The organism is Pediococcus pentosaceus, from assembly GCF_001437285.1.
In the GTDB taxonomy this organism is placed as follows: domain Bacteria; phylum Bacillota; class Bacilli; order Lactobacillales; family Lactobacillaceae; genus Pediococcus; species Pediococcus pentosaceus.
Genome location: NZ_JQBF01000001.1, coordinates 221,094 through 247,110 on the forward strand (window position 1 = coordinate 221,094; position 26,017 = coordinate 247,110).

The 26,017-nt window shown below is 37.5% G+C and carries 20 protein-coding genes and 2 pseudogenes; 19 read left to right on the forward strand and 3 right to left on the reverse strand.

The annotated features are described in order from the left end of the window. Position 1 precedes the first annotated feature (1 nt). The 3 genes and pseudogenes from dhaM to IV86_RS01100 all read left to right on the forward strand — a co-directional run bounded on the left by dhaM (position 2) and on the right by IV86_RS01100 (position 2,970). Complete coding sequence (gene dhaM, locus IV86_RS01090; protein ID WP_002832913.1) at positions 2–370, forward strand: dihydroxyacetone kinase phosphoryl donor subunit DhaM; 369 nt, start codon at positions 2–4, stop codon at positions 368–370. 219 nt (positions 371–589) lie between these two features. Then, entirely contained in the window at positions 590–1,189 is a 600-nt protein-coding gene (locus tag IV86_RS01095; RefSeq protein WP_002832914.1) for a MarR family winged helix-turn-helix transcriptional regulator, read from the forward strand. Between the two features lie 2 nt (positions 1,190–1,191). Then, positions 1,192–2,970 (forward strand): annotated as a pseudogene (locus tag IV86_RS01100) (ABC transporter ATP-binding protein). Between the two features lie 82 nt (positions 2,971–3,052). Here the strand turns inward: IV86_RS01100 and IV86_RS01105 are convergent. Both IV86_RS01105 and pepT read right to left on the reverse strand, forming a co-directional pair. Beyond that, positions 3,053–4,094, reverse strand: a pseudogene (locus IV86_RS01105) (oxidoreductase). A gap of 61 nt (positions 4,095–4,155) precedes the next feature. Continuing rightward, positions 4,156–5,397 (reverse strand): peptidase T, encoded by a 1,242-nt coding sequence (gene pepT, locus IV86_RS01110; protein WP_002832917.1) that lies wholly within the window; start codon positions 5,395–5,397, stop codon positions 4,156–4,158. A 226-nt stretch (positions 5,398–5,623) separates the two neighbouring features. Here pepT and IV86_RS01115 point away from each other — a divergent pair, with 226 nt between their 5' ends. From IV86_RS01115 to IV86_RS01175, 13 genes are all read left to right on the forward strand, one after another. Beyond that, positions 5,624–6,817, forward strand: coding sequence for a betaine/proline/choline family ABC transporter ATP-binding protein (locus tag IV86_RS01115; RefSeq protein WP_002832918.1), 1,194 nt, complete (start codon positions 5,624–5,626; stop codon positions 6,815–6,817). Then, complete coding sequence (locus IV86_RS01120) at positions 6,817–7,449, forward strand: ABC transporter permease (RefSeq protein ID WP_011673789.1); 633 nt, start codon at positions 6,817–6,819, stop codon at positions 7,447–7,449. Before IV86_RS01115 ends, IV86_RS01120 begins: the two co-directional genes overlap by 1 nt. Next, a complete protein-coding gene (locus IV86_RS01125; RefSeq protein ID WP_002832920.1) occupies positions 7,450–8,376 on the forward strand; it encodes an osmoprotectant ABC transporter substrate-binding protein in 927 nt (308 codons plus the stop codon). Further along, on the forward strand, positions 8,376–9,029 hold the full coding sequence (locus IV86_RS01130) for an ABC transporter permease (RefSeq protein WP_056979299.1): 654 nt from the start codon (positions 8,376–8,378) through the stop codon (positions 9,027–9,029). Before IV86_RS01125 ends, IV86_RS01130 begins: the two co-directional genes overlap by 1 nt. Positions 9,030–9,224: 195 nt before the next feature. Next, positions 9,225–11,930 carry an HAD-IC family P-type ATPase gene (locus tag IV86_RS01135; protein ID WP_056979300.1) on the forward strand — a complete coding sequence of 902 codons (2,706 nt, stop codon included), beginning with the start codon at positions 9,225–9,227 and terminating at the stop codon, positions 11,928–11,930. 28 nt (positions 11,931–11,958) lie between these two features. Then, a complete protein-coding gene (locus tag IV86_RS01140) occupies positions 11,959–13,896 on the forward strand; it encodes an ABC transporter ATP-binding protein/permease (protein ID WP_002832923.1) in 1,938 nt (645 codons plus the stop codon). A gap of 248 nt (positions 13,897–14,144) precedes the next feature. Further along, positions 14,145–15,767, forward strand: a complete 1,623-nt coding sequence (locus IV86_RS01145) for an ABC-F family ATP-binding cassette domain-containing protein (RefSeq protein WP_011673785.1) — start codon at positions 14,145–14,147, stop codon at positions 15,765–15,767. A 273-nt stretch (positions 15,768–16,040) separates the two neighbouring features. Beyond that, positions 16,041–16,484, forward strand: a complete 444-nt coding sequence (locus tag IV86_RS01150) for a MarR family winged helix-turn-helix transcriptional regulator (RefSeq protein ID WP_002832925.1) — start codon at positions 16,041–16,043, stop codon at positions 16,482–16,484. Between the two features lie 154 nt (positions 16,485–16,638). Further along, positions 16,639–17,553 (forward strand): DMT family transporter, encoded by a 915-nt coding sequence (locus IV86_RS01155; RefSeq protein ID WP_056979301.1) that lies wholly within the window; start codon positions 16,639–16,641, stop codon positions 17,551–17,553. 126 nt (positions 17,554–17,679) lie between these two features. Continuing rightward, positions 17,680–18,132, forward strand: coding sequence for a CopY/TcrY family copper transport repressor (locus IV86_RS01160; RefSeq protein ID WP_002832927.1), 453 nt, complete (start codon positions 17,680–17,682; stop codon positions 18,130–18,132). Between the two features lies 1 nt (position 18,133). Beyond that, a complete protein-coding gene (locus IV86_RS01165) occupies positions 18,134–20,224 on the forward strand; it encodes a heavy metal translocating P-type ATPase (RefSeq protein ID WP_002832928.1) in 2,091 nt (696 codons plus the stop codon). 96 nt (positions 20,225–20,320) lie between these two features. Next, on the forward strand, positions 20,321–20,758 hold the full coding sequence (ndk, locus tag IV86_RS01170; RefSeq protein WP_023440769.1) for a nucleoside-diphosphate kinase: 438 nt from the start codon (positions 20,321–20,323) through the stop codon (positions 20,756–20,758). Between the two features lie 181 nt (positions 20,759–20,939). Then, complete coding sequence (locus tag IV86_RS01175) at positions 20,940–21,362, forward strand: Hsp20/alpha crystallin family protein (RefSeq protein ID WP_002832930.1); 423 nt, start codon at positions 20,940–20,942, stop codon at positions 21,360–21,362. A gap of 60 nt (positions 21,363–21,422) precedes the next feature. On the opposite strand, the gene IV86_RS01180 is transcribed toward IV86_RS01175, so the two are convergent. Then, a complete protein-coding gene (locus IV86_RS01180) occupies positions 21,423–22,103 on the reverse strand; it encodes an EAL domain-containing protein (protein WP_002832931.1) in 681 nt (226 codons plus the stop codon). A 160-nt stretch (positions 22,104–22,263) separates the two neighbouring features. On the opposite strand from IV86_RS01180, the gene IV86_RS01185 reads away from it, so the two are divergent. The 3 genes from IV86_RS01185 to IV86_RS01195 all read left to right on the forward strand — a co-directional run bounded on the left by IV86_RS01185 (position 22,264) and on the right by IV86_RS01195 (position 25,954). Next, positions 22,264–23,610, forward strand: coding sequence for an FAD-dependent oxidoreductase (locus IV86_RS01185; protein WP_002832932.1), 1,347 nt, complete (start codon positions 22,264–22,266; stop codon positions 23,608–23,610). A gap of 18 nt (positions 23,611–23,628) precedes the next feature. Further along, on the forward strand, positions 23,629–24,180 hold the full coding sequence (locus IV86_RS01190) for a sugar O-acetyltransferase (protein ID WP_002832933.1): 552 nt from the start codon (positions 23,629–23,631) through the stop codon (positions 24,178–24,180). Positions 24,181–24,385: 205 nt separating this feature from the next. Beyond that, entirely contained in the window at positions 24,386–25,954 is a 1,569-nt protein-coding gene (locus tag IV86_RS01195) for a BCCT family transporter (protein WP_002832934.1), read from the forward strand. Positions 25,955–26,017 lie beyond the last annotated feature (63 nt).

Below are 26,017 nucleotides of genomic sequence, written 5' to 3' on the forward strand. Positions count from 1 at the left end.
TATGGAATACGGTGTGGTAATTGTTTCGCATGTTAGTGAAATTGCTCAAGGCGTTAAACGTTTAATCGAACAAGTCGCTAAAGATGTTCCAGTTACGATTGCTGGTGGGCTAGAAAATGGTGACGTGGGAACCGATATGCAACGAATTATACAAGCATTTGAAGATAATTCTGCGACTAAGCTATTAGCCTTTTATGACTTAGGAAGCGCCAAAATGAATTTAGAAATGGCGATAGAAATGACGGATAAAGAAGTTAAGTTGTATGACACCGCCCTGGTTGAAAGTGCCTATACGGCAGCGGCATTGTTACAAGTTGAGACTAAAATTGAAGATGTCGAAGCGCAATTAAAAGATTTAAAAGTTAAGTAACTGGAAATGAATCCGGAACTATGCCTTTTTCGGATGAAATAGTTTTAAAATTAAAGCTCTCAATTTTACGGGGTGTAACCGAGTAGAATTGAGAGTTTTTTTTGCATTAAAAATATTTAGTTTTATTGTTGACAAACAAACTAAATAATACTAGTATTTAGTTTGTTAAATTTAACTGAAACTAAATAAATCAATTAATAAAATGGAGGAACCATTATTATGAATAAAGATGAAATTTTAGATAACTTAATGAAAGTTAGTCACGAACCTTTTTTAGTTTTTGCTAACCGCGTAGAAGAAAAAACGGATAATGCTTTGGAAACCTTAAAACTTTTGGCTAAAGAAACAAATGTAACTCCTGGACGCATTTCTGAATATTTAGATATCAAGCCTTCTAGTGTTACTCAAATTATTAAAAAACTTGAAAAAGCGGGGACAGTTCTACGAGAAAAATCACCTAAAGATTCACGGGTGACAGTTGTGAAAATTACCGATAAAGGTCGAGAAAGCTTGAAAACACATGGTTCGATTGGGAATACTTTAAAAGACGTTTTATTCAAAGATTTCTCTGATAGTGAACTAGAATATTTAGACCAATACCTAGAACGGATGGTTAATAACATCGGTAGCGATGAATTTAGTGAAAAGCTTAATGAAGTATTTGATAATGATCAACGCTGGGCACAATTTGGCAAGATGAGTCCCCATTTTGAAAGAGCTCGAGAACAAATGTTGCGCCACAATCACTTTGGTAGAATGCAACCAGGTGATTTTAACGGTTTCGGTGGTTTTGAGGGTTGGAAGAAAGGACGGCGTTAAAATTGGCAACTAATGCACGCTTCAATGATACGATTCGCAAGGATCATACTAAATTTAATTTTAAACAATTTTTTGGATTAATTAAGCGAACTAGTCCTAAGTACGTCCTTTTATTTTTAGGAGTATTCCTCTTAGCTATTAGCTCGGGAGTCCAAGTATACGTTCCAAAATTAGCTTCAACCTTAGTTAATAATTTTTCCAAGGGTGTAGATTATGCATTGCTAGGAAAAGTAGTTTTACTTTTTGTTGCATCGGCTATTTTTTCAGCGATTGGCGGCACTGTGTTGGGAATTTTTGGGGAGAATGTTATCCAAAATCTTCGTAAAACGTTGTGGAAAAGATTGACTCTTTTAAAAGTTAGTTATTTTGATACCGTCAAGGCTGGGGAAATTTCAAGTCGGCTCGTCAACGATACTAATCAAGTTAAGTAACTGCTAGCAGTAACTTTTCCTCAAACTCTTGCTAGCATTATTACCGTAGTTGGGACCATTTATATGATGATTCGGATGGATTGGCACATGACTTTAGCCATGGTAATTGCCGTCCCTGTAGTAGTAATTTTAATGGTTCCAGTCATGGCTTTCGGTACTAAAGTTGGTCATATTCGACAAGATGCTCTAGCATTATTTAATGGAATTGTTAGTGAAACACTAAGTGAAATTAGATTAGTAAAGACTTCGAATGCCGAAAATCAAGCTCAAGAACATGCTGATAATGAAATAAATCGTTTATTTAAAATTGGAAAGAAAGAAGCTATTTTTGATGCAGCAATGCAACCAATTATGATGATGGTTTTCATGAGTATGATTTTTGGCCTGTTAGCATATGGAATTCATCGGATTGCGATTGGGGCAATGGAAATCGGTACTTTGATGAGTTTTCTGATGTACCTATTTAATTTGATTGGTGCGATGCCCATTATTGCGACGTTATTTTCAGAAATGGCGAAGGTTTCCGGTTCTACTAGACGAGTTGAAGAGTTGCTTGAAGAAGAACCAGAAGATTTTAACCGCGGAGAAACTTTGGATTTAGCTGATAAGAATTTAAAAGTTGAACATGTCGATTTTGCGTACGCTGATACGCCAGAAGAAACGGTGTTAAAAGATATTTCGTTTGAAGCTAAACCTAATCAAGTAATTGCCTTTGCCGGACCTTCGGGCGGTGGTAAATCAACGATATTTAGTTTGTTAGAACGTTTCTATGAACCTACTCATGGTGAAATTAAATTTGATGATACCAACATTCAAGATATCCAGCTGACTAATTATCGCCAACAAATTGGGTTTGTGTCACAAGATTCAGCGATGATGGCAGGTACTATTCGAGATAATTTGACTTATGGGTTAGACGATACCTTTGAAGATAGCCAATTATGGAAGGTACTTGAATTAGCTTTTGCTAAGAAATTTGTGGAAGAAATGCCTAAACAATTGGATACAGAGGTGGGAGAACGAGGTGTTAAAATTTCAGGAGGGCAACGACAGAGAATTGCAATTGCTAGAGCGTTCCTACGTAATCCTAAAATTTTAATGCTAGATGAAGCAACAGCTAGTTTAGATTCAGAGTCCGAAATGAAAGTTCAAGACGCGTTGGCAAACCTAATGAAAGGCCGAACAACATTAGTAATTGCGCATCGTTTATCCACAATTGTGGATAGTGATCAAATTTATTTTGTAGAAAATGGTCAAATTACTGGCTCAGGAACCCATCAAGAATTGGTTGATTCACACCAAATGTATGCTAAATATGTTAATGAACAATTTAAGGTAGCAGCCGGGTAAAGCGCTGCGATGAAAAATTTACGTTGGAAATAATGTAAAGTAAAAACCATTAAACGAAACATTTATCGTTTAATGGTTTTTTTTATTTCAAATTATAAAGATGAGGCCCTTTTTCAGCGATACCGGCTTCTAGAATTTCCATATTCCAAAGGGCCTGCTTATCAGAAACGAGTTTTGCATCCCGATTAGTTAACGTTTTAGCGATGGAGTCGTAGACCCGACCATAATCACCATTTATAGTAGGGATTTGTTTCTCAATCCAATCCCCATTTTGGTTTTTATATTTAACCACGCCAAATTGACTCGGAGTATCAATGCCGAAATTAGGATCTCCAGGCATAATGCCTAATTTTAAGTCGTTTTCTTGTTGATCAATATCGTATTTAACATACGTTCCGTTAGTCCCATGTAATAAGAAACGCGGATAGGGACGCGCTGCTAGGGGGTTGCTAACGACCGTTGCTTTAAAGTTATCATAGAACAATTGAGTTTCGTAAAAATCGTCTACTGTACTAGCTGAATTTTGGATAGCTCGAATATCGTAGCTAACAGTTTGAGGTTTCCCAAAGAGTCCTAAAATTTGGTCCAGCATGTGGACCCCTAGACCATAAAATTGGCCATCAACCTGATACCCTTCATGGAGGCGGTCATCAGGACGATATTTGTCAAAATGTGATTCGAGTGACAAAGGTTTACCAACGTACCCAAGTTCAATGACTTTTTTGAGAGTCAAATAGTCACTATCAAAACGACGATTTTGGTAAGGCATTGCTAGCAATTTTTTAGACTGGGCTAATGCAAAGAGTTCTTTAGCTTCGTCTTGATTAGCTACAAAAGGCTTTTTCAATCAGAACGTTTTTACCATGTTCCAAAACCAACTTACCATATTCAAAATGAGTTGCGGGTGGGGTACAAATGGTAATTAATTGAACTTCAGAATCATCTAGAACTTGGTCAAGCTTATCAGTGAAAATCGTGTCAGCGTCATAAAAGCCTTGTTCTTTTTCGGGATGACGACGGTGATTATAGATATATTTAATTTTAATATCGCGTTCTTTAATATACGGAATGTGATAGCGATTAGCGCTTTTGCCAAATCCGATTATAGCCATTGTAAGTGCCATAAGTAAGCTCCTTTTTATTAAAAAAGGGCTGCACAACTAGGTTGTCACAGTCCTTAAAAAATTAGTTATTTTCTTCTGAGTTTAGACGGTTAATTTCAAGCAAGAGATCAACGGCACGTTCCATAGTTTGAACAGAAACGTATTCGTAACGACTATGCATGTTTTCGCCACCAGCAAAGAGGTTAGGAGTTGGAATGCCCATAAATGAAATCTTTGAACCATCTGTACCACCACGTACAGGATAGATATCTGGCTTGATATCAAGGTTTTCCATAGCCTTTTGTGCAATTTCAACTGGTGTCATATCTTTTTCAAGAACTTCACGCATGTTGTAGTATTGGTCGTGAACTTCAACTTTTACCCGTTCTTGACCGAATTGTTCATTTAACTTGTCACCGATTTCTTGCATCTTTTGTTTACGTTCTTCAAAGATCTTACGATCATGATCACGAATAATGTAAACCAATTGTGCATGATCAGGAGTTCCCGTCATCTTAAATAGATGATAGAAGCCTTCGCGTCCTTCAGTTTCTTCTGGACGATCATGTTCAGGAAGCATGTTGTGATAATCAATACCAACTTGGAGTGCATTAACCATCAATCCCTTAGCAACGGCTGTATGAACTTCGTTACCTTGAATTTCAATTGTAGCTTGAGCAGCATTGAATGTTTCGTATTCAAGTTCGCCAAGTGGACCACCATCTACGGTATAAGCATATTTAGTATTAAAATCTTTTGCATCAAAATGGTCGGCCCCAGTACCAGTTTCTTCATCAGGAGCAAAACCAATCCGGATTTCACCATGTTTTACTTCAGGATGAGCCTTGTAGTAGTCCAACATAGTCATAATGTCGGCCACCCCAGACTTGTCATCGGCCCCTAGTAGAGTGAGTCCGTTAGTTGTCACTAAATCATGACCTTCATATTTGTTTAAGCTTGGGAAAACAGTAGGACTAAGTACCCATTCGCCATCACCACTAAGGTCAATGTCAGATTTACCATCATAATTTTCGTGAACTTGTGGTTGGATATTTTCAGCATTAAAGTCAGCTGTATCAACGTGAGAAATGTAACCAATAACTGGTGTGTTACCACCATCATTGGCAGGAAGTGTACCAACGACGTAACCAGATTCTTGTGTGTGAATATCAACAACGCCAACTTCTTCTAATTCTTTAGCTAAAGTTTTTAAAAATTCAACTTCTTTTGGATCTGTTGGAACTGTTTCAGAATTTGGATTTGAACGAGTGTTTACCTTTACATATTTAAGAAAACGTGGAAGTAATGTATCATATTTTGCCATTTAATCAGCTCCTTTTAATTTATACTACTATCTTACAACATCTATTGGTTTTCACAAGTTTAATAAGCTTTAATAATAGGAAAGAAGTCGGTTACAATGTCAAGGATAAAAGCTGGATTTTGTGCATTTTTTTTCTAGGTATGTTATAGTTGCGGTCAACAACTTGTAATTCTTTAAACACTTTAAAGAGAATTGCAAGATTTAATAAGGAGATGTTTAAATACAAATGTTACTTGAAATGAGCCATCTTTCGAAAGTTTATCCTGGAAATAAAGTGGTCGTTGACGACTTTAATCTGGATGTAGAAAAGGGAGAGTTCATCTGTTTTATTGGTACGTCCGGTTCTGGTAAAACAACCACGATGCGAATGATCAATCGGATGCTTAAGCAGAGCTCTGGAACCATTAAGATTAATGGGCAAGATATTGCCAAAATGGACCCAGTTAAACTTCGGCGAAAGATTGGTTACGTAATTCAGAATATTGGGTTAATGCCTCATATGACAATTCGTGAAAACATAACATTAGTACCTAAACTATTAAAATGGTCTGAAGAAAAGCGTAACGAACGCGCTAAAGAAATGATTAAATTGGTAGATTTACCAGAGGACTTCTTAGATCGCTATCCTTCCCAGCTTTCTGGTGGACAACAACAACGAATCGGGGTTGTTCGTGCACTAGCAGCTGACCAGGATATCATTTTGATGGATGAGCCTTTTGGTGCGCTTGATCCTATCACCCGTGAAGATTTACAAGACTTAGTGAAAGATCTTCAAGAACGTCTAGGCAAGACATTTATTTTCGTAACGCATGATATGGACGAAGCACTACGTTTATCAAGTCGAATAGTGGTTATGACTGGTGGTAAGCAGGTTCAAGTTGATACACCAGAAAATATTTTACGAAAACCAGCAAATGATTTCGTGGCTAATTTGATTGGACAAGATCGTTTGATTCAAGCTAAACCAAGTATTACGACCGTTGGGCAAGTGGCTAATAAGCCAGTTTCAATTGCGATTGACCAACCTGTAGTTCGAGCCCTTGATATTATGCACAGTCGACGGGTTGATACTTTATTAGTAACCGATGCAGAACAACATCTTAAGGGAGTTGTAAGCATTGAAAAGATTAATGAGTATTACCATTCTGGTAAAACTGTAGGCGAAATTATGGATCCAAATGTTTTCTATGTAAATGAAAATTCAATTATTCGTGATACGGTTGACCGAATTTTGAAACGGGGACTTCGTAACGTTCCAGTGGTTGATAATGATCGTAAACTAGTTGGAATTGTTACCCGAGCAACCTTGGTTGATATTGTTTATGATGCTTTATTTACAGATGATGGAATCACTACAGACAGCAGTACCGATGCTAGTTCAAAATCGGAGGAGCAAAAAGAGAAAGATGGTGATCAATAATGATCAACTTCCTGAATCAATATGGAGGCGACATCTTAAGTAAAACGGGACAACATATTTATATTTCAGCTTTTGCTTTAGCGCTGGGGATAATTGTGGCGGTACCTTTGGGGATGCTTTTAATTCGGGCACCTAAGATCTCTGGTTTTGTTATTGGTTTAGCCAGTGTGATGCAAACTATTCCTGCGCTAGCCTTGCTTGCAATGATGATTCCGATTTTTGGAATTGGGTCAACTCCAGCCATCGTGGCGTTATTTATATACTCATTACTTCCTATTTTAAGAAACACGTATCTGGGATTAGATAGTGTAGATCCAGCGTTAGTGGATGCTGCTAAAGGGATGGGAATGAATAGTTTTCAACGATTGTGGAAAGTTGAATTGCAACTAGCATTACCAGTAATTATGTCTGGAATTCGTTTATCAGCTACTTATGTAATCGCATGGACTGCTTTGGCATCTTATATCGGTGCTGGCGGTTTGGGTGACTTGATTTTCAACGGTTTAAATCTATATCGTCCAGATTTAATCTTAGCGGGATCAATCCCTGTGATTATTTTAGCTTTAGTCGCCGATTTATTACTTGGAAAATTGGAAGACAAATTAACCCCTCGAACACGGGAGGTGGGCTAAATGTTAAAAAGATTTCTTAAATTAATTTTGCCGTTGGGCGTATTAGCTGTAGTTCTTTCCGGTTGTGGCTGGCCAGGACTTGGCGGTACGACTGGAAATACAGTTAAAATTGCTGCCCAAAATACTACTGAACAACAGGTGATGTCTTCAGTTATTCAACAATTGATTGAACATGATACTAACTTGAATGCAGAGATTATCAATAACTTGGGATCGGGAACGGTTAGTTTTCAAGCTCAAAAACGTGGGGAAGCTGACCTAACAGCTGTTCGTTTTAGTGGAACGGATTACCAGACTATTTTGAATGGACCCCAAGGGCGCACTCCAGAACAAGTGAATGCCTATGTTAAAAAAGAATTTAATCAGCGCTATGATATGACCTATTTCCCAACCTACGGATTTGCGGATACTTTCCAATTTATGGTGACGCAAGATTATGCCAAAAAACATCATCTAGAAAATGTTAGTGATCTTAAGAAAATTTCGTCAGATATGAAAGTCGGAATTGACCAAACTTGGCTAAGTCGTAAGGGTGACGGATACGCAGATTTTAAAAAACGTTACGGTTATAGCTTTGGTAATATTTATCCCATGCAAATTGGGTTAGTTTATAATGCTCTTGCTAGTCATAAAATGGATGCGGTTCTGGGTTACTCAACAGACGGAAGAATCCGTAGCTACAATTTAAAATTGTTGAAAGATGATAAAAATTACTTTCCACCATACAATGCAAGTGTGGTTGTGAATAATAAATCATTGAAGAAATATCCGGAATTGAAACGGGTTCTTCATAAATTAGATGGAAAAATTTCATTGCAGACCATGCAAGAATTAAACTATCAAGTTGATAATAATTTGAAGGAACCGTCAGTGGTTGCTAAAGAATTTTTAGAAAAGAACCACTATTTTGAAGGAGGGAATAACTAATGCAAAGTATGAATATTTGGCAACAATTAGCCTATTACTTCTCTCATAATGGCATGTACGTTCTTTCCGAATTTAGCCGTCACTTTTTAATTTCAATTTATGGGGTGATTTTAGCTGCGATCGTAGGAATCCCAATTGGAATTCTTATTTCTAAACATCGTAAATTGAGTGGCTGGATTGTTGGTATGGCTAATGTTATTCAAACCATCCCATCTTTAGCAATGCTCTCGATTTTAATGTTGGGTCTTGGTTTAGGAGTTACAACTGTAATTGTAACGGTATTCTTATACGCATTATTGCCCATTATTAAGAATACTTATACCGGAATGTTGAACGTAAACGAAGCTTACTTAGATGCTGGTAAAGGAATGGGAATGACCAAGGTTCAAGTGCTTTGGATGATTGAACTGCCACTATCGCTATCGGTGATTCTGGCCGGAATTCGAAATGCACTTGTCTTGGCAATTGGAATTACCGCAATCGGAACGTTCGTTGGAGCTGGAGGTTTAGGAGATATCATTATTCGTGGAACTAATGCCACAAATGGTGGAGCAATTATCCTAGCCGGGGCATTACCAACCGCGTTGATGGCGATTATCTCAGATCTAGTCCTAGGGGCATTAGAGAAAAAAATGAGAAAACGCACAATTTAAAACTAAAATTGAAAGTCATGGCCTGAAAGTCATGGCTTTTTTTGAAAAATAAATTTTGCAGCAAGCCACTGCAAAGTATTAAATGGTTCTTTTTAAGACTTATTTCTTATTAAAAAGATAAGTTAGTTGACGCGTATTATTCATTTTAGATATGATTTAGTTAACCCAAAAATTTATTTTAAAAGGAGAATATCGATGAAAGTAAAATCCACATCCGATGACTATGGAGCGCAGTCGCGCAATGATAATTTTTATAATATTGAGTTTGAAAAGGTTGCCCAAGATTTGGGGACTAATTCTGAACTCGGTTTAACCGAAAAAGAAGCAGGGGAACGACTTAAAAAGTACGGGCCCAACGCGTTGATCGAGAAAAAGCAAAGTAATTTAATCCGGTTTCTAAAGCAATTTAATAATAGTATTATCTATATTTTGATTTTAGCTGCGGTTGCCACCTTTGTTTTGAAAGAATATTCAGATTCGATTGTTATTGGAATGGTGGTAATTATTAATGCCCTAATTGGGTATTTCCAAGAGGTAAAAGCCTCAAGTGCAATTGACAAAATTAAACAGATGCTTCAAATTGAAGCGACTGTTATTCGGGATGGACACAGAACAGACATTCCTGCTGAAAATTTAGTGGTTGGAGATGTTGTTTTCCTAGAAGCCGGCGACAATGTTCCCGCTGATTTGCGAATTATCGACGCTGATAATTTAAAAATTCAGGAATCAATTTTAACTGGAGAAGCTGACTCAGTTTTAAAGAATACAGACAAATTGCCAGAAAAAACGACCCTAGGTGACCAGACTAACATGGCATTTACGTCAACGGCCGTGACCAATGGTAGTGGATTGGGTATCGTAGTAGCGACCGCAACCGATACCGAATTAGGACAGATTAGTTCGAGTGTGGAAGAGGTTGGCTCTAAAACTACTCCACTAATGCGTGAGATTAATGGACTAGGTAAGTATATTTCGTACGCGATTATCGTAGTAGCGATCTTAGTCGGTATTTACGGGTTTGTTACTAAAATTTATTCGTTACCGGTTTTAGTAATCGCCTTAATTACCATGATTGTCGGTTCTTTACCGGAAGGACTTCCGGCTAGTACATCGGTTGTTTTAGCGATGGGAGTAGGGAAGATGACAAAACAAAATGCCATCATGAAGTCTCTTCCATCTGTGGAAACCTTAGGAGCGGTTAATGTTATCGCTACTGATAAAACCGGAACGCTTACTAAGAACGAAATGACGATTGAAGAAATCATTACCAAGCAAGGAACCTATGAAATTACGGGGACCGGTTATCAACCACATGGTGAAATTCGGTTTAATAACCAAGTTATTGATGTTCATCAGCATGAAGATTTACGAAAGCTAATTATTGCTGGGCATGAAGCTAACGACACAATCTTGTCTAAGGAAAATGGTACTTGGGTAATTAACGGAGAACCAACTGATGGTGCATTCCTAACCCTGGCTAACAAAGCGTTTCATCAGCAGGTACCGCAATGGGAAGAGATCGATAAAATTCCATTTGACTCCGATTACCGTTACATTGCTGAACTAAGTCAGAGTCCTGAAGGGCAGCGAAGAATTTTAGTAAAAGGTTCGCCAGATAAGATTTTTAGAATGGCCGCAATCGATGATGCTACCTTTGATGAACAATATTGGTACAACAAAGTTTCTGAAGTAGCTCAAAAGGGGCACCGAGTAGTTGCAGTAGCCTATAAGGAAGTTGAAGATAATAAAGAAACGATTGTACATGAAGATTTACAGAGTGGAATGCAGTTCTTAGGAATTGCGGGATTGATTGATCCGCCACGTGAAGAAACGATTGTAGCGTTACATGAGATGCAAAAGGCGGGAGTTAAGGTAAAAATGATTACTGGTGATCATCCTGAGACGGCCTCCGCGATTGCTGAAAAACTGGGCTTGGATGACCAGATTGCTGCAATTACTGGTGCTGAAATCAACGAGATGGATGATGAACAGTTAAAAAATATCATTCAAGACTACAACGTCTTTGCGAGAACCACCCCTAATGATAAGTTACGAATCGTAAAAGCTTACCAAGCTAATAATTCAGTGACGGCGATGACCGGGGATGGTGTAAATGACGCTCCAGCTTTAAAACGAGCTGACATTGGGATAGCAATGGGAACGAAGGGGACAGACGTTGCCAAAGAATCGGCTGACATGGTGCTAACGGATGATAACTTTGCAACCTTAACTAAGGCAATCAAAGAAGGTCGTCGAGTATACGATAATATTAAAAAGACGATTCGTTTCTTGTTACCAACCAGTTTTGCAGAAGGGTTGATTGTTCTACTTTCTATCCTAGCGCAACAAGATCTACCATTAGTCCCAACCCAATTATTGTGGATTAACATGGTATCCGCCATTACAATCCAATTTGCATTTCTATTCGAGCCTGCCGAAGAGGGCATTATGGATAGAAATCCACGTCCAGCAGGCAGATCCTTCTTAAATCGAGCCGATGTAATTCAAATTGTTTATGTTTCCATCTTAATCGCCGGATTAGGAATTTTTGGTTACGATTGGTTAATTGACCATGGAGTTAGTGAAGTAGTGGCAAGTACGGTGACGGTTAATACCATTGTATTTGGTAAGATTTTCTATCTATTTAATCTACGGACTCCTAAGCCAGCGTTCTCCAAAGATATTTTGAGAAACTTACACGCTTTTTGGATAATTGCGGTATTATTGGTGTTACAATTTGCTTTAACATACGTACCATTCATGCAGTCAATCTTTGGCACTGCTTCCATGGGATGGGCACAATGGTTAATTCCAGTGATAGCCGGAATCATTGTTTTGATTGTGACGGAAGTAGAGAAATATTTCTACCCAACACATTTCCAACAAGTTCACTCCAAATAATCACTGAAGGACCATATAGGAGGAAAGTATGAGTTTATTAGAGGTTCGGGATGTTCATAAATCCTATTTTCTAGGTAACCAAGAATTTAAAGTATTAAAAGGAATCAATCTGCAATTTGATCGAGGCGAGTTCGTTTCAATTTTAGGTGAATCCGGTGGTGGTAAATCAACCCTGATGAATATCATTGGTGGATTAGATCACCAGTACGAAGGTGATATTGTCTATAATGGACAATCATTACGCTCGGCTAAACCTAAGGTGTTAGATGCTTATCGAAGAGAAAATATCGGATTCATCTTCCAAAGTTTTAATTTGATTAGTCATCTGAACATTTTGGATAATGTAATGGTTTCTCTGGAAATGACGAAACTTTCTCATGCTAAACGAGTAGAACGGGCTAAAGCATTACTAGAACGAGTAGGCTTGAAAGAACATATGCGAAAGCATCCTAATCAACTCTCGGGTGGCCAAAAACAACGGGTGGCAATTGCGCGAGCCTTAGCTGGAGACCCTGATGTAATCATTGCTGATGAACCTACGGGAGCTTTAGATAGTCAAAATACTAAAGAAGTCTTGGAAATTTTGGAATCTATTGCTAAAGATGGAAAACTAGTTATTGCTGTAACGCATTCGCAAGAAGTAGCCGATTTTGGTACACGAGTGGTCCATTTGGATGACGGAGTGATTCATGGTGAGGCTGATTTAAGGGCGGCTTATCCAGTCCCTGACGCTGAAAAAACGTTGGTCCCTAAACATTTGACGTTCCGGGCTTCGTTACGAATGGCTTTGAAACATATGAGCTACAATCTCAAACGAAACCTGTTAATCATTTTTGGGGCATCCATTGGGATTTTCTCGGTTATTTTAATGTTAGGTTTGGGAAATGGAGTTACGGGTTATATGAATGACCAAATTTCATCACAAATCAATCCAACGGCTGTTCAAGTTGCTAAAAATGTAACCCAAGAACAAATGGAAAACGGTGAAACCGCAGATCTATCAAACACAGATTACCAACGAATGAATAAGATAAAGAATGTTAAATCAGTAGAACGCGGCTACTATGTTCAATCTGCAAAGACGGTCGCTGGTAAAAAATCAATTAGTTTGCAAGTTTTACAGACATGGAATAAGACCGAACGTGAAGGCGATATCAAATATGGTAGCAAGCCTGGTAATGGAGAAATCCTGTTAGATAAGGCTACAGCTAAAAAATTTGATAAAAAGTATAAAAACGTTGTGGGTAAGAAAATTACAGTTTTCGTAACGACCGTGGATAGTAAAAAACAACCGGTTCAACTCCAAAAAGAAGTTACAGTTTCAGGGGTAATTACCTCGGGAACGAGTGCGATTGACTATAATACGTTGAAAGAAATGTTTAAAGATAAGAACTTGGATTACCAGCCCAACTTCTTTACAGTCAACGTCAATAACACTCAGAATGTTAAGAGCGTTCAAAATAAAATTAAGAACTACAAGCATGATGTTAAGGGTAAAGAACGCCCCCAATACACAATTACTGGGGTAGGCGCAATTCTGGATTCATTGAATACTTACATCATGTTAGCCTTCTATGTGTTAGCTGGAATTGCGGGAATCTCGCTATTGGTATCAGCAATTATGATTATTGTGGTACTTTATATCAGCGTTTCTGAACGAACTAAGGAAATTGGGATTCTTCGGGCGATTGGTGCGCGTCGAAAGGATATACGTAACCTCTTTGTTTCAGAAGCGTTCTTCTTGGGGCTTTTCTCAAGTATTTTAGGTTCAGCTTTTGCATTGCTAGCTCAATGGGGAGCTAACGTAATCTCTATGAAGCATATCGACTTTGCGATTATTGGAATCGCACCAGGTTATCTGATTTTTGGGGTAGTGATTAGTGTCATCATTAGTCTATTGGCGGCCTTTACGCCATCCCGTAAGGCCTCAAAATTGGATCCAGTCGAAGCTTTGTCAGCAGAATAGAGCTAAAAAAATAAAAGTTTTTATGGCTAATGGGTGACATACAAATGGTTAAAGTGAGCCCTTTGTCTTTAATGCAGAGGGACTAAAAAATTGTGTGTTAATAAAATATAAAAGCCATTTTAATTAAATATCCTAAACAATAAGGTTGTTCAAGGATAGTAGGTATGTTAAATTAAACAGACTGGTAGAAATTGGGACAAGACATTGTTTTGCCTCTTTTTCTTTTGTCTACAAAATGGAGGAACTAAATGATAACTGTAAATGATATGAGCATGCAATTCTCTGACCGAAAATTGTATAGCGATGTTAATTTAAAATTCACTCCCGGCAACTGTTACGGAATTATTGGAGCTAATGGTGCTGGTAAATCAACATTTTTAAAAATATTAGAAGGTAAACTTCAACCAACTTCTGGTAACGTTAGTATTTCGCCTAATGAACGGATGTCGAGTTTAAATCAGGACCATTATGCTTTTGAAGAATTTACCGTAATGAATACTGTAATTCAAGGTTATAAAAAGTTATACGAAGTAATGCAAGCTAAGGATGCTTTATATGCTAAAGCGGATTTTACTGAAGAAGATGGGATGAAAGCTGCTAACTTAGAGGCTGAATTTGCTGAAATGGATGGTTGGAATGCTGAAGCAGAAGCATCACAATTACTTCAACAGCTAGGCATTGACGAAAGTCTGCATGACAGTAAGATGAGCGAATTAACCGAAGGTCAACGAATTAAAGTGCTTTTGGGACAAGCTTTGTTTGGGAAACCAGACATTTTGATTTTAGATGAACCTACTAACGGACTTGATCCAAAATCAATTAGTTGGTTAGAAGATTTCTTAGCTGACTTTCCAAATACCGTAATCGTTGTATCCCATGACCGTCACTTCTTAAACTCGGTTTGTACGATGATGTGTGATGTCGACTTTGGTAAGATTGAACTTTTCGTTGGTAACTATGATTTCTGGATGGAATCTAGTGCTTTAGCCAAACGTCTTCGTGAAAATGCTAATGCTAAAAAAGAAGAACAAATCAAAGAATTACAAGAATTCGTTGCTCGTTTTAGTGCTAATGCTTCAAAATCTAAACAAGCCACTTCCCGTAAGAAGCAATTAGATAAGATTACTTTAGACGATATCAAACCTTCTTCACGTAAATATCCTTTTATTCGTTTTGAACCAGCCCGCGAATTAGGTAATGATCTTGTTCGGGTGGACAAGGTTAGCAAGTCAATTGATGGTGTGAAAATTCTAGATAATATTACTTTCACCGTTCGCCCTGGTGAGAAGGCCGCAATTTTGAGTCAAAATGACTTAGCTACAACAGTCTTGATGCAGATTCTAGCTGGAGAAATGGAACCAGATAGCGGTTCAGTAACTTGGGGACAAACTACTGAACGTAGTTATATTCCGCGTGATATTAACAGTTATTTTGAAGACGATCGTTTTGATATTTTGGAATGGCTACGCCAATATGCACCTAAAGAAGAAAGTGATAATACTTTTCTCCGCGGTTTTCTAGGTAAGATGCTTTTCTCAGGGGAAGATGTACTAAAAAATGTTACTAAACTCTCTGGTGGAGAAAAAGTCCGCTGCATGATTTCAAAAACAATGTTGAGCAAGGCTAATGTTTTAATCCTAGATGACCCTACCAATCATTTAGATTTGGAATCAATTACCGCATTAAATGAGGGATTGACTAGTTACAAGAGTTCTATTATCATGACCTCCCATGATCATGAGTTTATTCAAACAATTGCGGATCATATTATCGAAGTTTCTGATAAAGGTTCGGTTGATCGTGCTGAAACAACTTATGATGAGTTTTTAAATCATGATGCTATCCAAGAACAAGTAAGTAAATTATATTAGGATTATCAGAAGCTATGATATGGGTAAAGTATCATAGTTTCTTAGTATGAAGGGTTAAAACGTTTTAATATGAATTTGATATTACCTTCACAATTGTTTTAAAATAAGTATTAGTAGAACAATTACTCGTTTTAAAGGGTCATTCATTAAAAGTAAGTGAACAAAAGAACACGATATGTCATCAATAATTAATATTTGCGTTGACAAGTTCTGTGAGTCTATTAATATTTAACTATGTAAACGGCTGGGAAAGCTAGAATCGGGAGGAAGAAAATGAAACAAGCTGATATTACGTTTATTGCTCAAACGTATAACAAAAGTATAAAACTAATCGGTACGCTTTTAGAAAGTAAAATGTCAGATCCACAAGTATCTTTCGATATGTTCATGATTATGCATTTTATTAAGCAAGCTGATGGTGAAGCAATTACATTGAGCTCAATCGCTGATGCGCAAGAGGTTACCAAGAGTGCCATTTCAAGAAAAATTGGAACTTTATTGGACCTTGGCCTAGTCGAACAAAATAATGATAAACAAGATCGTCGAAAAAAATACCTCAAATTAACTCAAAAAGGAATCGATTTATATGAGGAAAATGACCGTATTTTTAGAGAAATGCTTGATGTGGTTGCTAGCAAATTCGGAAAAGACGACTTTGTTAAAACTCTAGAACACATTAACTCAATCCTTGAAATTATTAAGGGAACAACTGAATAATTATCAAAATGTAATAAAAGCAGGAGATTACTCCTGTTTTTTTATATTAGCAAAAAAATACACGGTGTTAGGAAATGTGACACGAATATACTTTATAGCCTATAACTTTTTAGGTATACTTAAATATATTAGAAAAATGTATGTGAGGTTTTTGATGGAAAAAGAAGTTTTGAACAAGCATATTGGTAAAGGAATTTTTTGGGCCCTTTTAGCGTCTTGTATGTGGGGGATTTCTGGAACGGTATTGGAAGTTATTTCTCAAGGAGAGAGTATTCCAGCTTCCTGGTTTTTATCTGCTAGAACATTAGGTGCTGGTTTAGTATTAATTGTTATCAGTTTTATTAAGTATCGGATGCAAATTTTTGATGTTTTTAAATCAGTTAAAACCGTTTTATGGTTGTTAGCGTATGCTATTTTTGGTTTAATGGCTAATTTATTAACTTTCTATATTAGTGTTCAAGAAGGTAATGCGTCAGCATCAACCATTCTTCAGTATTTAAGCCCCTTATTTATTGTTTTGGGGAGCTTAGTATTTCAGCGTGTTCGCCCGATGCGAAGCGATGTGATTGCTTTCGTAATCGCAATGGCAGGTGTTTTCTTGGCAATAACACATGGAAACATCCATGAACTAGCTATTTCTAATAAAGCATTGATTTGGGGAATTCTTTCAGGAATTACAGCTGCATTTTATGTTGTACTTCCTAAACCAGTAACTAAAAACCATCCGCCAATGATTGTTTTAGGATGGGCACTAATTATCGGTAGTATATTATTTAATATTCATCAACCAGTTTGGGTAAATACACCAGCTCTGACACCACAGTTAATGGTTTCAATGGCAACGGTAATTCTAGTGGGAACTATTTTACCTTTCTGGGCTTTATTACACAGTTTGAAATTTGCCCCATCTGCCGTTGTAAGTATTTTGGATGCTGTCCAGCCGGTCGTGACTTTTGTGTTGAGTTTACTATTCCTAGGCCATCCTTTTAACGTCGTAGAATTAATCGGTGCAGTATTAGTTATCATAGCTATTATTATCATTCAACGCTCAAGAACTAATCTAGAATAAAATTAAAACTTCATCTTAATTAATTAAGACCCGATGGAAATCGAGGTCTTTTTTCTTGACTTTTTAAGTTTACAAATGTAGTCTATATTTAAAGATTACATTTGTAAACAGATTGGAGGATATAGTTTGAATACCAGTGATGAAATTGAAATTAGTCAATCAGAATGGGAAACAATGCGAGTAATATGGACGCTCCAAAAGGCTACGAGTCATCAAATTATCGAAATTTTGGAAGAGAAGTTGGGATGGAAAGCTTCCACCACTAAAACTTATTTAGGGCGGTTAGTAAAAAAAGGGGCTTTAAGAACCAGTAAAAATGGACGAGAATTTATTTATCAGCCCATGATTGAAGAACAAGTTGCAATGGATAATGCTTCTAAATCCCTTTTTGTCCATCTTTGCCAACATAAGGTAGGAACTACTTTAGCTAATTTAATTGATCAAATTGAATTATCTAAAAGTGACATTCAAATGTTAATTGGTAAGTTGGAGGAAAAGGCACAAACAGCACCGGATAAGGTGAGCTGTAATTGTTTGCCAGAAGACTGTGATATGGATTGTAAGATGGAGGATATGTAACATGAATCATAAGCAAATGAATGAAGAGCACATGGACCATTCAAAAATGGATCATTCCCAGATGCATCATGAGATGAGTGGACATCAACATGACATGCACGATATGCATGGCATGGGCGATGGACATATGATGCACATGGGGAATCTAAAACAATTATTTTGGGTAAGCTTAATTGCTACTATTCCAATTCTATTATTATCGCCATTTATGGGAATGGATTTTAGAATTGGCGACTTGAAATTGCCGATTAGTTTTACCGGTTCTGATTATATTGTCTTAATCTTAGCAACCTTCTTATTCTTCTATGGGGGTAAGCCTTTTTTGACTGGGGCAGTCAGTGAGTTAAAATCAAAAGCACCCGCAATGATGACTTTAATTGCGATGGGAATTACCGTAGCATATGGCTATTCGCTTTATGCATTTATAATGAATCAATGGATTAATCCTAGCGGTCATGTAATGGACTTCTTTTGGGAACTTGCAACACTAATTGTAATTATGCTTCTAGGGCACTGGGTAGAAATGAATTCAGTGATGGCCGCAGGCTCTGCAGTTGAAAAAATGGCCGCACTTTTACCTAGTCAAGCGCATGTTTTACATGGAGATCATGTCATGGATATGGATTTGAGCGATGTTGAAGTTGGCCAAACGGTCCGCGTACTTGCAGGAGAACAAATTCCAACTGATGGTGACGTAGTTTCAGGTTCAACTAAAGTAAATGAATCTTTAGTAACTGGTGAAGCACGTTTAATCGATAAAAAAGAAGGTAGTCAAGTAATTGGTGGAGCAGTTAACGGAGACGGAGTTATCGAAGTTAAGGTTACTGGAACTGGCGAAAGTGGCTATCTATCACAAGTAATGAAGTTAGTTAGTGACGCTCAAAAATCTAAATCCAAAGCTGAAAGTTTGGCTGATAAAGTAGCTTCATGGTTATTCTATGCGGCTCTAATTGTTGGTGTGATTGCGTTTGTGGCTTGGTTACCACAAGGCTTGGATGTGGCATTTGAACGAATGGTGACGGTCTTTATTATTGCTTGTCCGCATGCTTTAGGTCTAGCAATTCCATTAGTAGTTGCACGAAGTACCAGTATTGCGGCCACCAATGGTTTACTAGTTCGTAACCGTCAATCGATTGAAGAAGCTAAAAAAGTTAAATACGTCCTGATGGATAAAACTGGTACATTAACAGAAGGTAAATTCACGGTTAACGCAGTTAAGAGTTATGCTGACGATTTAAACCAAGATGATATTCTAGCACTGATGGCTAGCTTAGAAGACCATTCCGATCATCCTTTAGCAACTGGTATTAAAGCAGCAGCTAAAAAGCTGAAGCAAACAATTAAAACAGCTCATGATGTTTCAGCTCAAAAAGGGATTGGTTTAACAGGTACAATCGAAGGTCAGAAGTATCAGATTGTGAACGCCCCTTATTTGAAACAAAAAGAGATTAAGTTTGATACAAATGATTTTGAGAAATGGAGCACAGCTGGTAATTCAGTTTCATTCCTAGTAAGAGAAAATCAAGTTTTAGGTGGATTAGCTGAAGGCGACCAAATAAAGGAAAATGCAGTTTCCTTTATTAAAGAACTAAAGCAATTGGGTTATATTCCGGTAATGTTGACGGGAGATAACCAACAAACAGCGCAAAAAATTGCGGCAAGCCTTCAAATTGATGAATGGCATGGAGAATTATTACCAGAAGACAAACTAAAGGCACTTGAAAAATATCAAGAGCAAGGAAAAGTAATTATGGTAGGGGACGGCATCAACGATGCGCCTAGCCTTGCTAAAGCAAACATTGGAATTGCCATTGGAGCCGGAACGGACGTCGCAATTGATTCCGCTGATGTAGTCCTTGTGCACAGTGATCCAAGTGATATCTTGAACTTCTTGAAATTAGCTCAAGCAACCAATGCTAAAATGGTTCAAAACCTCTGGTGGGGAGCTGGATATAACTTGTTTGCAATTCCACTAGCAGCTGGAATTTTGGCTCCGATTGGATTCGTCCTTAGTCCGGCAGTTGGAGCGGTGTTAATGTCACTTTCAACCGTTATTGTGGCATTGAACGCGTTGGCGTTAAAGATTAAGTAAAAATTTTTTTAGTAAAAGGCTTACATTCCATATTACGTGTAAACTAGGCGTTCTCTAGTATATAATTGGCATATAAAACCAATGGGGGATTTGCCAATGAGTACAGAAAAATCACTAATTTTAGTTAAACCAGACGGAGTTCAATGTGGACATATCGGTCATGTGATTTCACGAATTGAAAATCGTCGTTATGAAATCAAAGCCTTAAAGATGGTAAACGCAACGGAAGAACAGTTACGTCAACATTACTCACAATTAGTAGATAAACCATATTACGCCGACATTGAAAAATTTATGACAAGTGGTCCAATTGTGGCCATTATTGCTGAAGGCAATGAAATTATCGACACCTTCCGTAAAATGGCTGGTCCAACTAATCCGAGTGAAGCAATGTCCGGAACGATTCGCGGTGACTTTGCCAGAGCATGGGGGCCTGGTCCTATTAAGAATGTAGTTCATAGTTCAGATAGTGTAGAAAGCGCTGAAAAAGAAATTAAGATTTGGTTCCCAGAAAGAATCAATACTGAAAACTAAATCTACAATTATAGATAAAGACTTATGCAATGGACAATATCTTGTTCTTGGGTAAGTCTTTTTTATTGAAAACATTTTCTTGAGTAAAGTAATTGACATAATACTATAATGTGACTAACATTATAGGTGTAAGGATGAAGCGAAGAACTTCACCAATCATTTAGAAAGGGGTTTTGTTTTTATGGCTAATGAAATGATGAATCGTAGGAATGATATGTGGGATCCATTTTTTGACCGTTTATCGCGCGGATTTTTCAACAACGGCTGGGATGGAACCTCAAAAACATTGAAGACCGACGTGAGTGAATCAGATACTGATTACAAAGTTAAAATCGATGTGCCAGGAATTGATAAAAAAGATATTAAATTGGATTATCAAGATGGCGTGCTAAATGTGGAAGTGAAGAAAGATAGTTTTGCTGATCATGAAGATGAAAAGCATAATGTTACGATGACCGAACGAAGCTATGGTATCATGCGGAGAAGTTACGAATTACCAAGAGTTAAGGCTGAAGATATTAAGGCTAAAGTTGATAATGGAGTTTTATCAATTACCTTACCTAAGGCCAGTGGTGAAAAGACTTCCGGAATTGAAATCGAATAGAAACTAAATAAAAAACCGTGTTACGATTGTGTCTCGCAACGCGGTTTTTCTTTACATAAGTTAATCGGGATCATCGGGATGTATTTTCATTAGTGTAGGGCGGCCATAGTAGTATCCTTGGCGTAAATCGATATTCATAGAATCGGCCCAAGCATCATCATTATCATCTTCGATACCTTCCAAAATGAAACGCATTTGATGTTTAGTTGCTAGGTTTTGCCAAAAGGTAACGTGATTTTCAGCGGCGGATTCATCCAAATGCTCTTTATAATTTTGGAGAGCGTATTTAAGTTCACGAGTGTATGGTAGTAGAGGCTTAACTGCAGGCCATGTATTAATCCCGCTACCAACGTCATCGAGACAAAATTGGATTCCAAAGTCATTCAATTGCGTAACAACTTCAATTAATTGCTCATCAGACACCGAGGGTTTAACATCATTTTCAATTAATTCGATAATTAATTTAACTGGACGTAAAACTGTCTGGGCGGCAATTAAAGCGTGAATTAGTTGATCATCAAGAATTTGGTTACGATCAACATTAAATGAAACTGAACCAACTTTAAGAGATAATTCTTTAGCAGTTGCAATCAGTAATTCTGCCATATCATGGGCTGGAATTGCTGAAAAAGAAGCAGGCATTCGCCAGGTCCCATCGCGGTATTCTTTGATCAGCATCTCGTAACCAATTACTGAATCAACAATCGTATTTAACTGCGGTTGGATAAAAAATCTAAGCATTAAGTAAACTCCTTGAAATTTGGCGTGGTTAGTTTGCTAATTTTCCTTATTAAAGCATTTACAAAGTCTTAATCCAGTCTAAAATTAAAATATAAAGCATCTGGAATCGTGTAAAAAATTCTTAACAAGTAAGTCCAGTATAAAACAAGTAGGAGGCAAAATGAAAGTAGCAATCATCGGGTGTACCCATGCTGGTACAGCAGCAGTGAGAGAAATCTTACGACAAAATCCGGATACGGAGGTAGATATTTATGAACGTAATAATAATATCTCTTTCTTATCATGTGGAATCGCATTGTATCTGAATGGTCGCGTAAAACGGCTAGAAGACATGATGTATGATGATGCAGAGGATCTCCGTTCAGAAAAAATTCGGGTGAACCTGCGACATGATGTTCTAAAAATTGACCGAAATCAAAAAGAGATTTTGGTACAAAACATGGAAGACTATAGTATTCGTCGTGAACATTACGATAAATTAGTGATGTGCACGGGTTCAGCAGTGACCTTACCTCCAATTAAAGGCATTAATCATAAACGAGTAATGCTATGTAAAAACTATGAACAAGCGCAGACTTTACACCAAGTTTTAAAACCCCACCAGCGAGTTGCATTAATTGGTGGGGGATATGTTAACGCAGAGTTAGCAGAAAGCTTGTCTGATTTAGGTTGTCAAGTAACCTTATACCATAGTCATGATGTGATTTTAAATAATTACGTGGATGTACAGCTGAGCAAAATGTTAGTTGAAATCCTGGAAGATCACGGGGTCAAAGTTAAACTTAATAGTAAAGTCGCATCATTCACGGATCAAAAGGACTCCTTACTGGTTACTACCATTCATGATCAAAATGAAGAAGTTGACGTAGCGATTGTTTCAAAAGGCTTCATCCCGGTAACTAATTTGTTAGAGGGGCAGGTTAAAATGAGTCGTAATGGTGCAATTTTAACTAACGAATATGGACAAACTTCTGATCCGGATATTTACGCGGCAGGAGATGCTCGTACTGTACATTACAATCCGACGGATACAGATAGCTATATCCCATTGGCGACGAATGCAATTCGCCAAGGTAAATTAGTTGGTATTAATATTTTCGGTAATCGTTGGCCTGAAATAGGTTCGCAAGGAACATCAGGCTTACAATTGTTTGGTTATACATTAGCTACTACCGGTTTAACCTATCAACGAGCTTTAGATGCTGGTTTAAAGGTCAAATATATCAGCTATGAGGACAATTATCGTCCAGAATTTATGCCGACAACGGAAAAAATAAACAGTATAATTGTTTATGAACAGGACAGTTTAAAAGTTCTGGGGGCCCAATTCTTTAGTGAACATAATGTTTCTCAATTGGCTAATACAATGTCTTTAGCAATTCAGAATCAAAATACGCTGAAAGATTTAGCATTTGTGGATATGTTATTCCAACCATACTACGATCGACCATTTAATTTTATTAACTTGGTAGCGCAGGCAGGGTTGCAACAAGAAGGGCTAATTTAAAGAAGGAAGCGCGTAAATATGACAAGAACTGAACGAGAAAAAATGACTGCTGGAGAACCTTACCAGCAGTTTGATGCTGAATTAATTGGTCGTCGAAAGTTCATCCGTCAACAATTACAAGTGATTAACAACGAAACAGACAATGAGAAACGTAATGGTGGCTTTAAAAAACTACTAGGTGATGTAGATGACGATTTCTTTGTCGAGAGTGAATTCAAATTTGATTATGGATGGAATATTCACATTGGTAATCATTTTTATGGCAACTACGATATGACTTTCCTTGATACGTGTCCAATTACGATTGGTGAACACTGTTATTTTGGTCCTAACGTGGGGCTGTATACTCCTATTCATCCACTTGATCCCGTTAAGAGAAATGCTGATGTAGAATTAGGTGCTCCAATTACAATTGGTAATAGCTGTTGGTTTGGAGGACGAGTGACCGTTTTACCTGGGGTAACTTTGGGCAATAACGTCGTCGTGGGTGCTGGATCAGTGGTAACAAAGAGTTTTGGGGACAATGTGGTAATTGCGGGAAATCCTGCCAGAGTAATCAAACAAATCTAGCCTAATTTGATATTTAAATTAATAGTAGTAACATGAAAGTAACAGGTATGACGAATTTCGGAGCAATCCGATCGAGCAACGCCATGCAGGTGTGAACTTAATACGCCAATGGTGTTGCTTTTTTTGTACCAATTTTTTGAAAATATGGGAGGAATTTTTTATCTTACACAGTAAGAATGTCGATCGAGCTGTCTTTTTACCAACAATGGTGTTATTTGGGGTTGTATCAATCATCCTCATCACAGGCGGCCCAGCCGTTCAGCAATTAATGAACGCGTTGTTGTCATTCGTTACAAGCAAATACGAGTGGTTGTATATCTCAATTTATGTCATCAATTTCATGTTTTTTATCGTTTTGATTTTTAGTAAATACGGTAAAATCAGATTCGGAAAGGCTGATCCAGCTAAAGACTATAGTGGTTTTCAATGGGGAAGCATGGTTTTTGCAACTGCAATTGATGCAAGTATTTTGATGTTAAGTGCAACTGATCCATTGCAATACCTTCAGCACCCGGCATTTGGCGCGAAGCCATTATCGACCCAAGCGTTTGCCTATGCTAACGTAGTGGGCGAGTTTAATTGGGGGCCGATGGCATGGATGATGTTTGCAACTGCCACCATTGCTATTGCTTATACAATGTATGTAAAAAAAATTCCAGTAATGCGATTAAGTACTGTAATTCCCCTCTTGAAGGGCGATCAATTATACAAAAAAGTTTTACGTCAACTAATTGATTTCTTAGTCGTTTTTGGGATCATGGGCGGAATTGGTTCTTCGATTGGAATGGAAATTCCCGTGATTGCACGTGTTTTAAGTATTATCGTAGGTATTAAAGATACGATTTATTTAAAACTATTTTTATTCTTTATTTTATTGATTTTATTTACGTTAACCGTGTACGCAGGTTTAAATAAGGGAATTAAAAAACTATCAGCATGGCACATTTATTTGGCAATTATTTTCTTAGCAATTGTTTTAGTAGCTGGTCCAACTAAATTTTTAGTGGGCTCAGAAGGTCAAACCTTGAAATTAATGGCGCAACATTTTACTGCGCTTTCCTTTAATAAAGCTAATGCTGGCACCAATGGTTTTGCTCAACATCAAACCCTGTTTTATTGGGGTTGGTGGTTAGCCTACATGCCGGTAATGGGGTTATTTATTGCCCGGATCTCGCATGGTAAGACGATTCGCCAAGTTGTTTTAGGGATGATGACTTATGGAGTCGGTGGCTGTATTTCATTTTATGCAGTTTTAGGGGGCTATGCTCTATGGCTTCAACAATCAGGCACTTTAAACATCGTGCACATTTTGAATACACAAGGACAAGCAGCAGTTCAAGCAGCATTGATTACAACTTTGCCGATGAATAAATTGATGCTAATTCTTTTCTGTGTTTCATGTTTTATCTTCTTAGCAACGACGATTTCTTCTTCCGCATTTATTGTTTCATCATTCACCAGTCTAGACTTGTCGCATGGTCGCCAACCTAGCCGATGGAATCGAATGGCTTGGGTCATCGTGTTTATTATTTTCTCGTTAGGAATTGTTATAGTAGGTGGATTTGAGGTCGTTCAAGCAATCTGTACGGTTGCAGGATTTCCGCTAATTTTTGTATGTATTTTGTTATTATATTCTATCTATCAAGATGTAACTGGACGTGAATTTAATCGGGTTAGAATGCCTAGTTACCTCCCCGTTGTTAATCTCCGTCCTTTGCAAAAAATGATGGTCAGTTATCATTTGATGCATAACATTAGCCAGGACGATTTTTAAATGAATTTTTTAATTTATATCAGGATCGAGTTGTTCTAAAATAGGACATAGATACCGATGAAT

What these genes read in the sequence shown, in the direction of transcription:
- dhaM (WP_002832913.1), top strand. Translation starts at nt 2, where the DNA reads ATGGAATACGGTGTGGTAATTGTTTCGCATGTTAGTGAAATTGCTCAA.
- IV86_RS01095 (WP_002832914.1), top strand. Translation starts at nt 590, where the DNA reads ATGAATAAAGATGAAATTTTAGATAACTTAATGAAAGTTAGTCACGAA.
- pepT (WP_002832917.1), bottom strand. Translation starts at nt 5,397, where the DNA reads ATGGCAAAATATGATACATTACTTCCACGTTTTCTTAAATATGTAAAG.
- IV86_RS01115 (WP_002832918.1), top strand. Translation starts at nt 5,624, where the DNA reads ATGTTACTTGAAATGAGCCATCTTTCGAAAGTTTATCCTGGAAATAAA.
- IV86_RS01120 (WP_011673789.1), top strand. Translation starts at nt 6,817, where the DNA reads ATGATCAACTTCCTGAATCAATATGGAGGCGACATCTTAAGTAAAACG.
- IV86_RS01125 (WP_002832920.1), top strand. Translation starts at nt 7,450, where the DNA reads ATGTTAAAAAGATTTCTTAAATTAATTTTGCCGTTGGGCGTATTAGCT.
- IV86_RS01130 (WP_056979299.1), top strand. Translation starts at nt 8,376, where the DNA reads ATGCAAAGTATGAATATTTGGCAACAATTAGCCTATTACTTCTCTCAT.
- IV86_RS01135 (WP_056979300.1), top strand. Translation starts at nt 9,225, where the DNA reads ATGAAAGTAAAATCCACATCCGATGACTATGGAGCGCAGTCGCGCAAT.
- IV86_RS01140 (WP_002832923.1), top strand. Translation starts at nt 11,959, where the DNA reads ATGAGTTTATTAGAGGTTCGGGATGTTCATAAATCCTATTTTCTAGGT.
- IV86_RS01145 (WP_011673785.1), top strand. Translation starts at nt 14,145, where the DNA reads ATGATAACTGTAAATGATATGAGCATGCAATTCTCTGACCGAAAATTG.
- IV86_RS01150 (WP_002832925.1), top strand. Translation starts at nt 16,041, where the DNA reads ATGAAACAAGCTGATATTACGTTTATTGCTCAAACGTATAACAAAAGT.
- IV86_RS01155 (WP_056979301.1), top strand. Translation starts at nt 16,639, where the DNA reads ATGGAAAAAGAAGTTTTGAACAAGCATATTGGTAAAGGAATTTTTTGG.
- IV86_RS01165 (WP_002832928.1), top strand. Translation starts at nt 18,134, where the DNA reads ATGAATCATAAGCAAATGAATGAAGAGCACATGGACCATTCAAAAATG.
- ndk (WP_023440769.1), top strand. Translation starts at nt 20,321, where the DNA reads ATGAGTACAGAAAAATCACTAATTTTAGTTAAACCAGACGGAGTTCAA.
- IV86_RS01175 (WP_002832930.1), top strand. Translation starts at nt 20,940, where the DNA reads ATGGCTAATGAAATGATGAATCGTAGGAATGATATGTGGGATCCATTT.
- IV86_RS01180 (WP_002832931.1), bottom strand. Translation starts at nt 22,103, where the DNA reads ATGCTTAGATTTTTTATCCAACCGCAGTTAAATACGATTGTTGATTCA.
- IV86_RS01185 (WP_002832932.1), top strand. Translation starts at nt 22,264, where the DNA reads ATGAAAGTAGCAATCATCGGGTGTACCCATGCTGGTACAGCAGCAGTG.
- IV86_RS01190 (WP_002832933.1), top strand. Translation starts at nt 23,629, where the DNA reads ATGACAAGAACTGAACGAGAAAAAATGACTGCTGGAGAACCTTACCAG.
- IV86_RS01195 (WP_002832934.1), top strand. Translation starts at nt 24,386, where the DNA reads ATGGTGTTATTTGGGGTTGTATCAATCATCCTCATCACAGGCGGCCCA.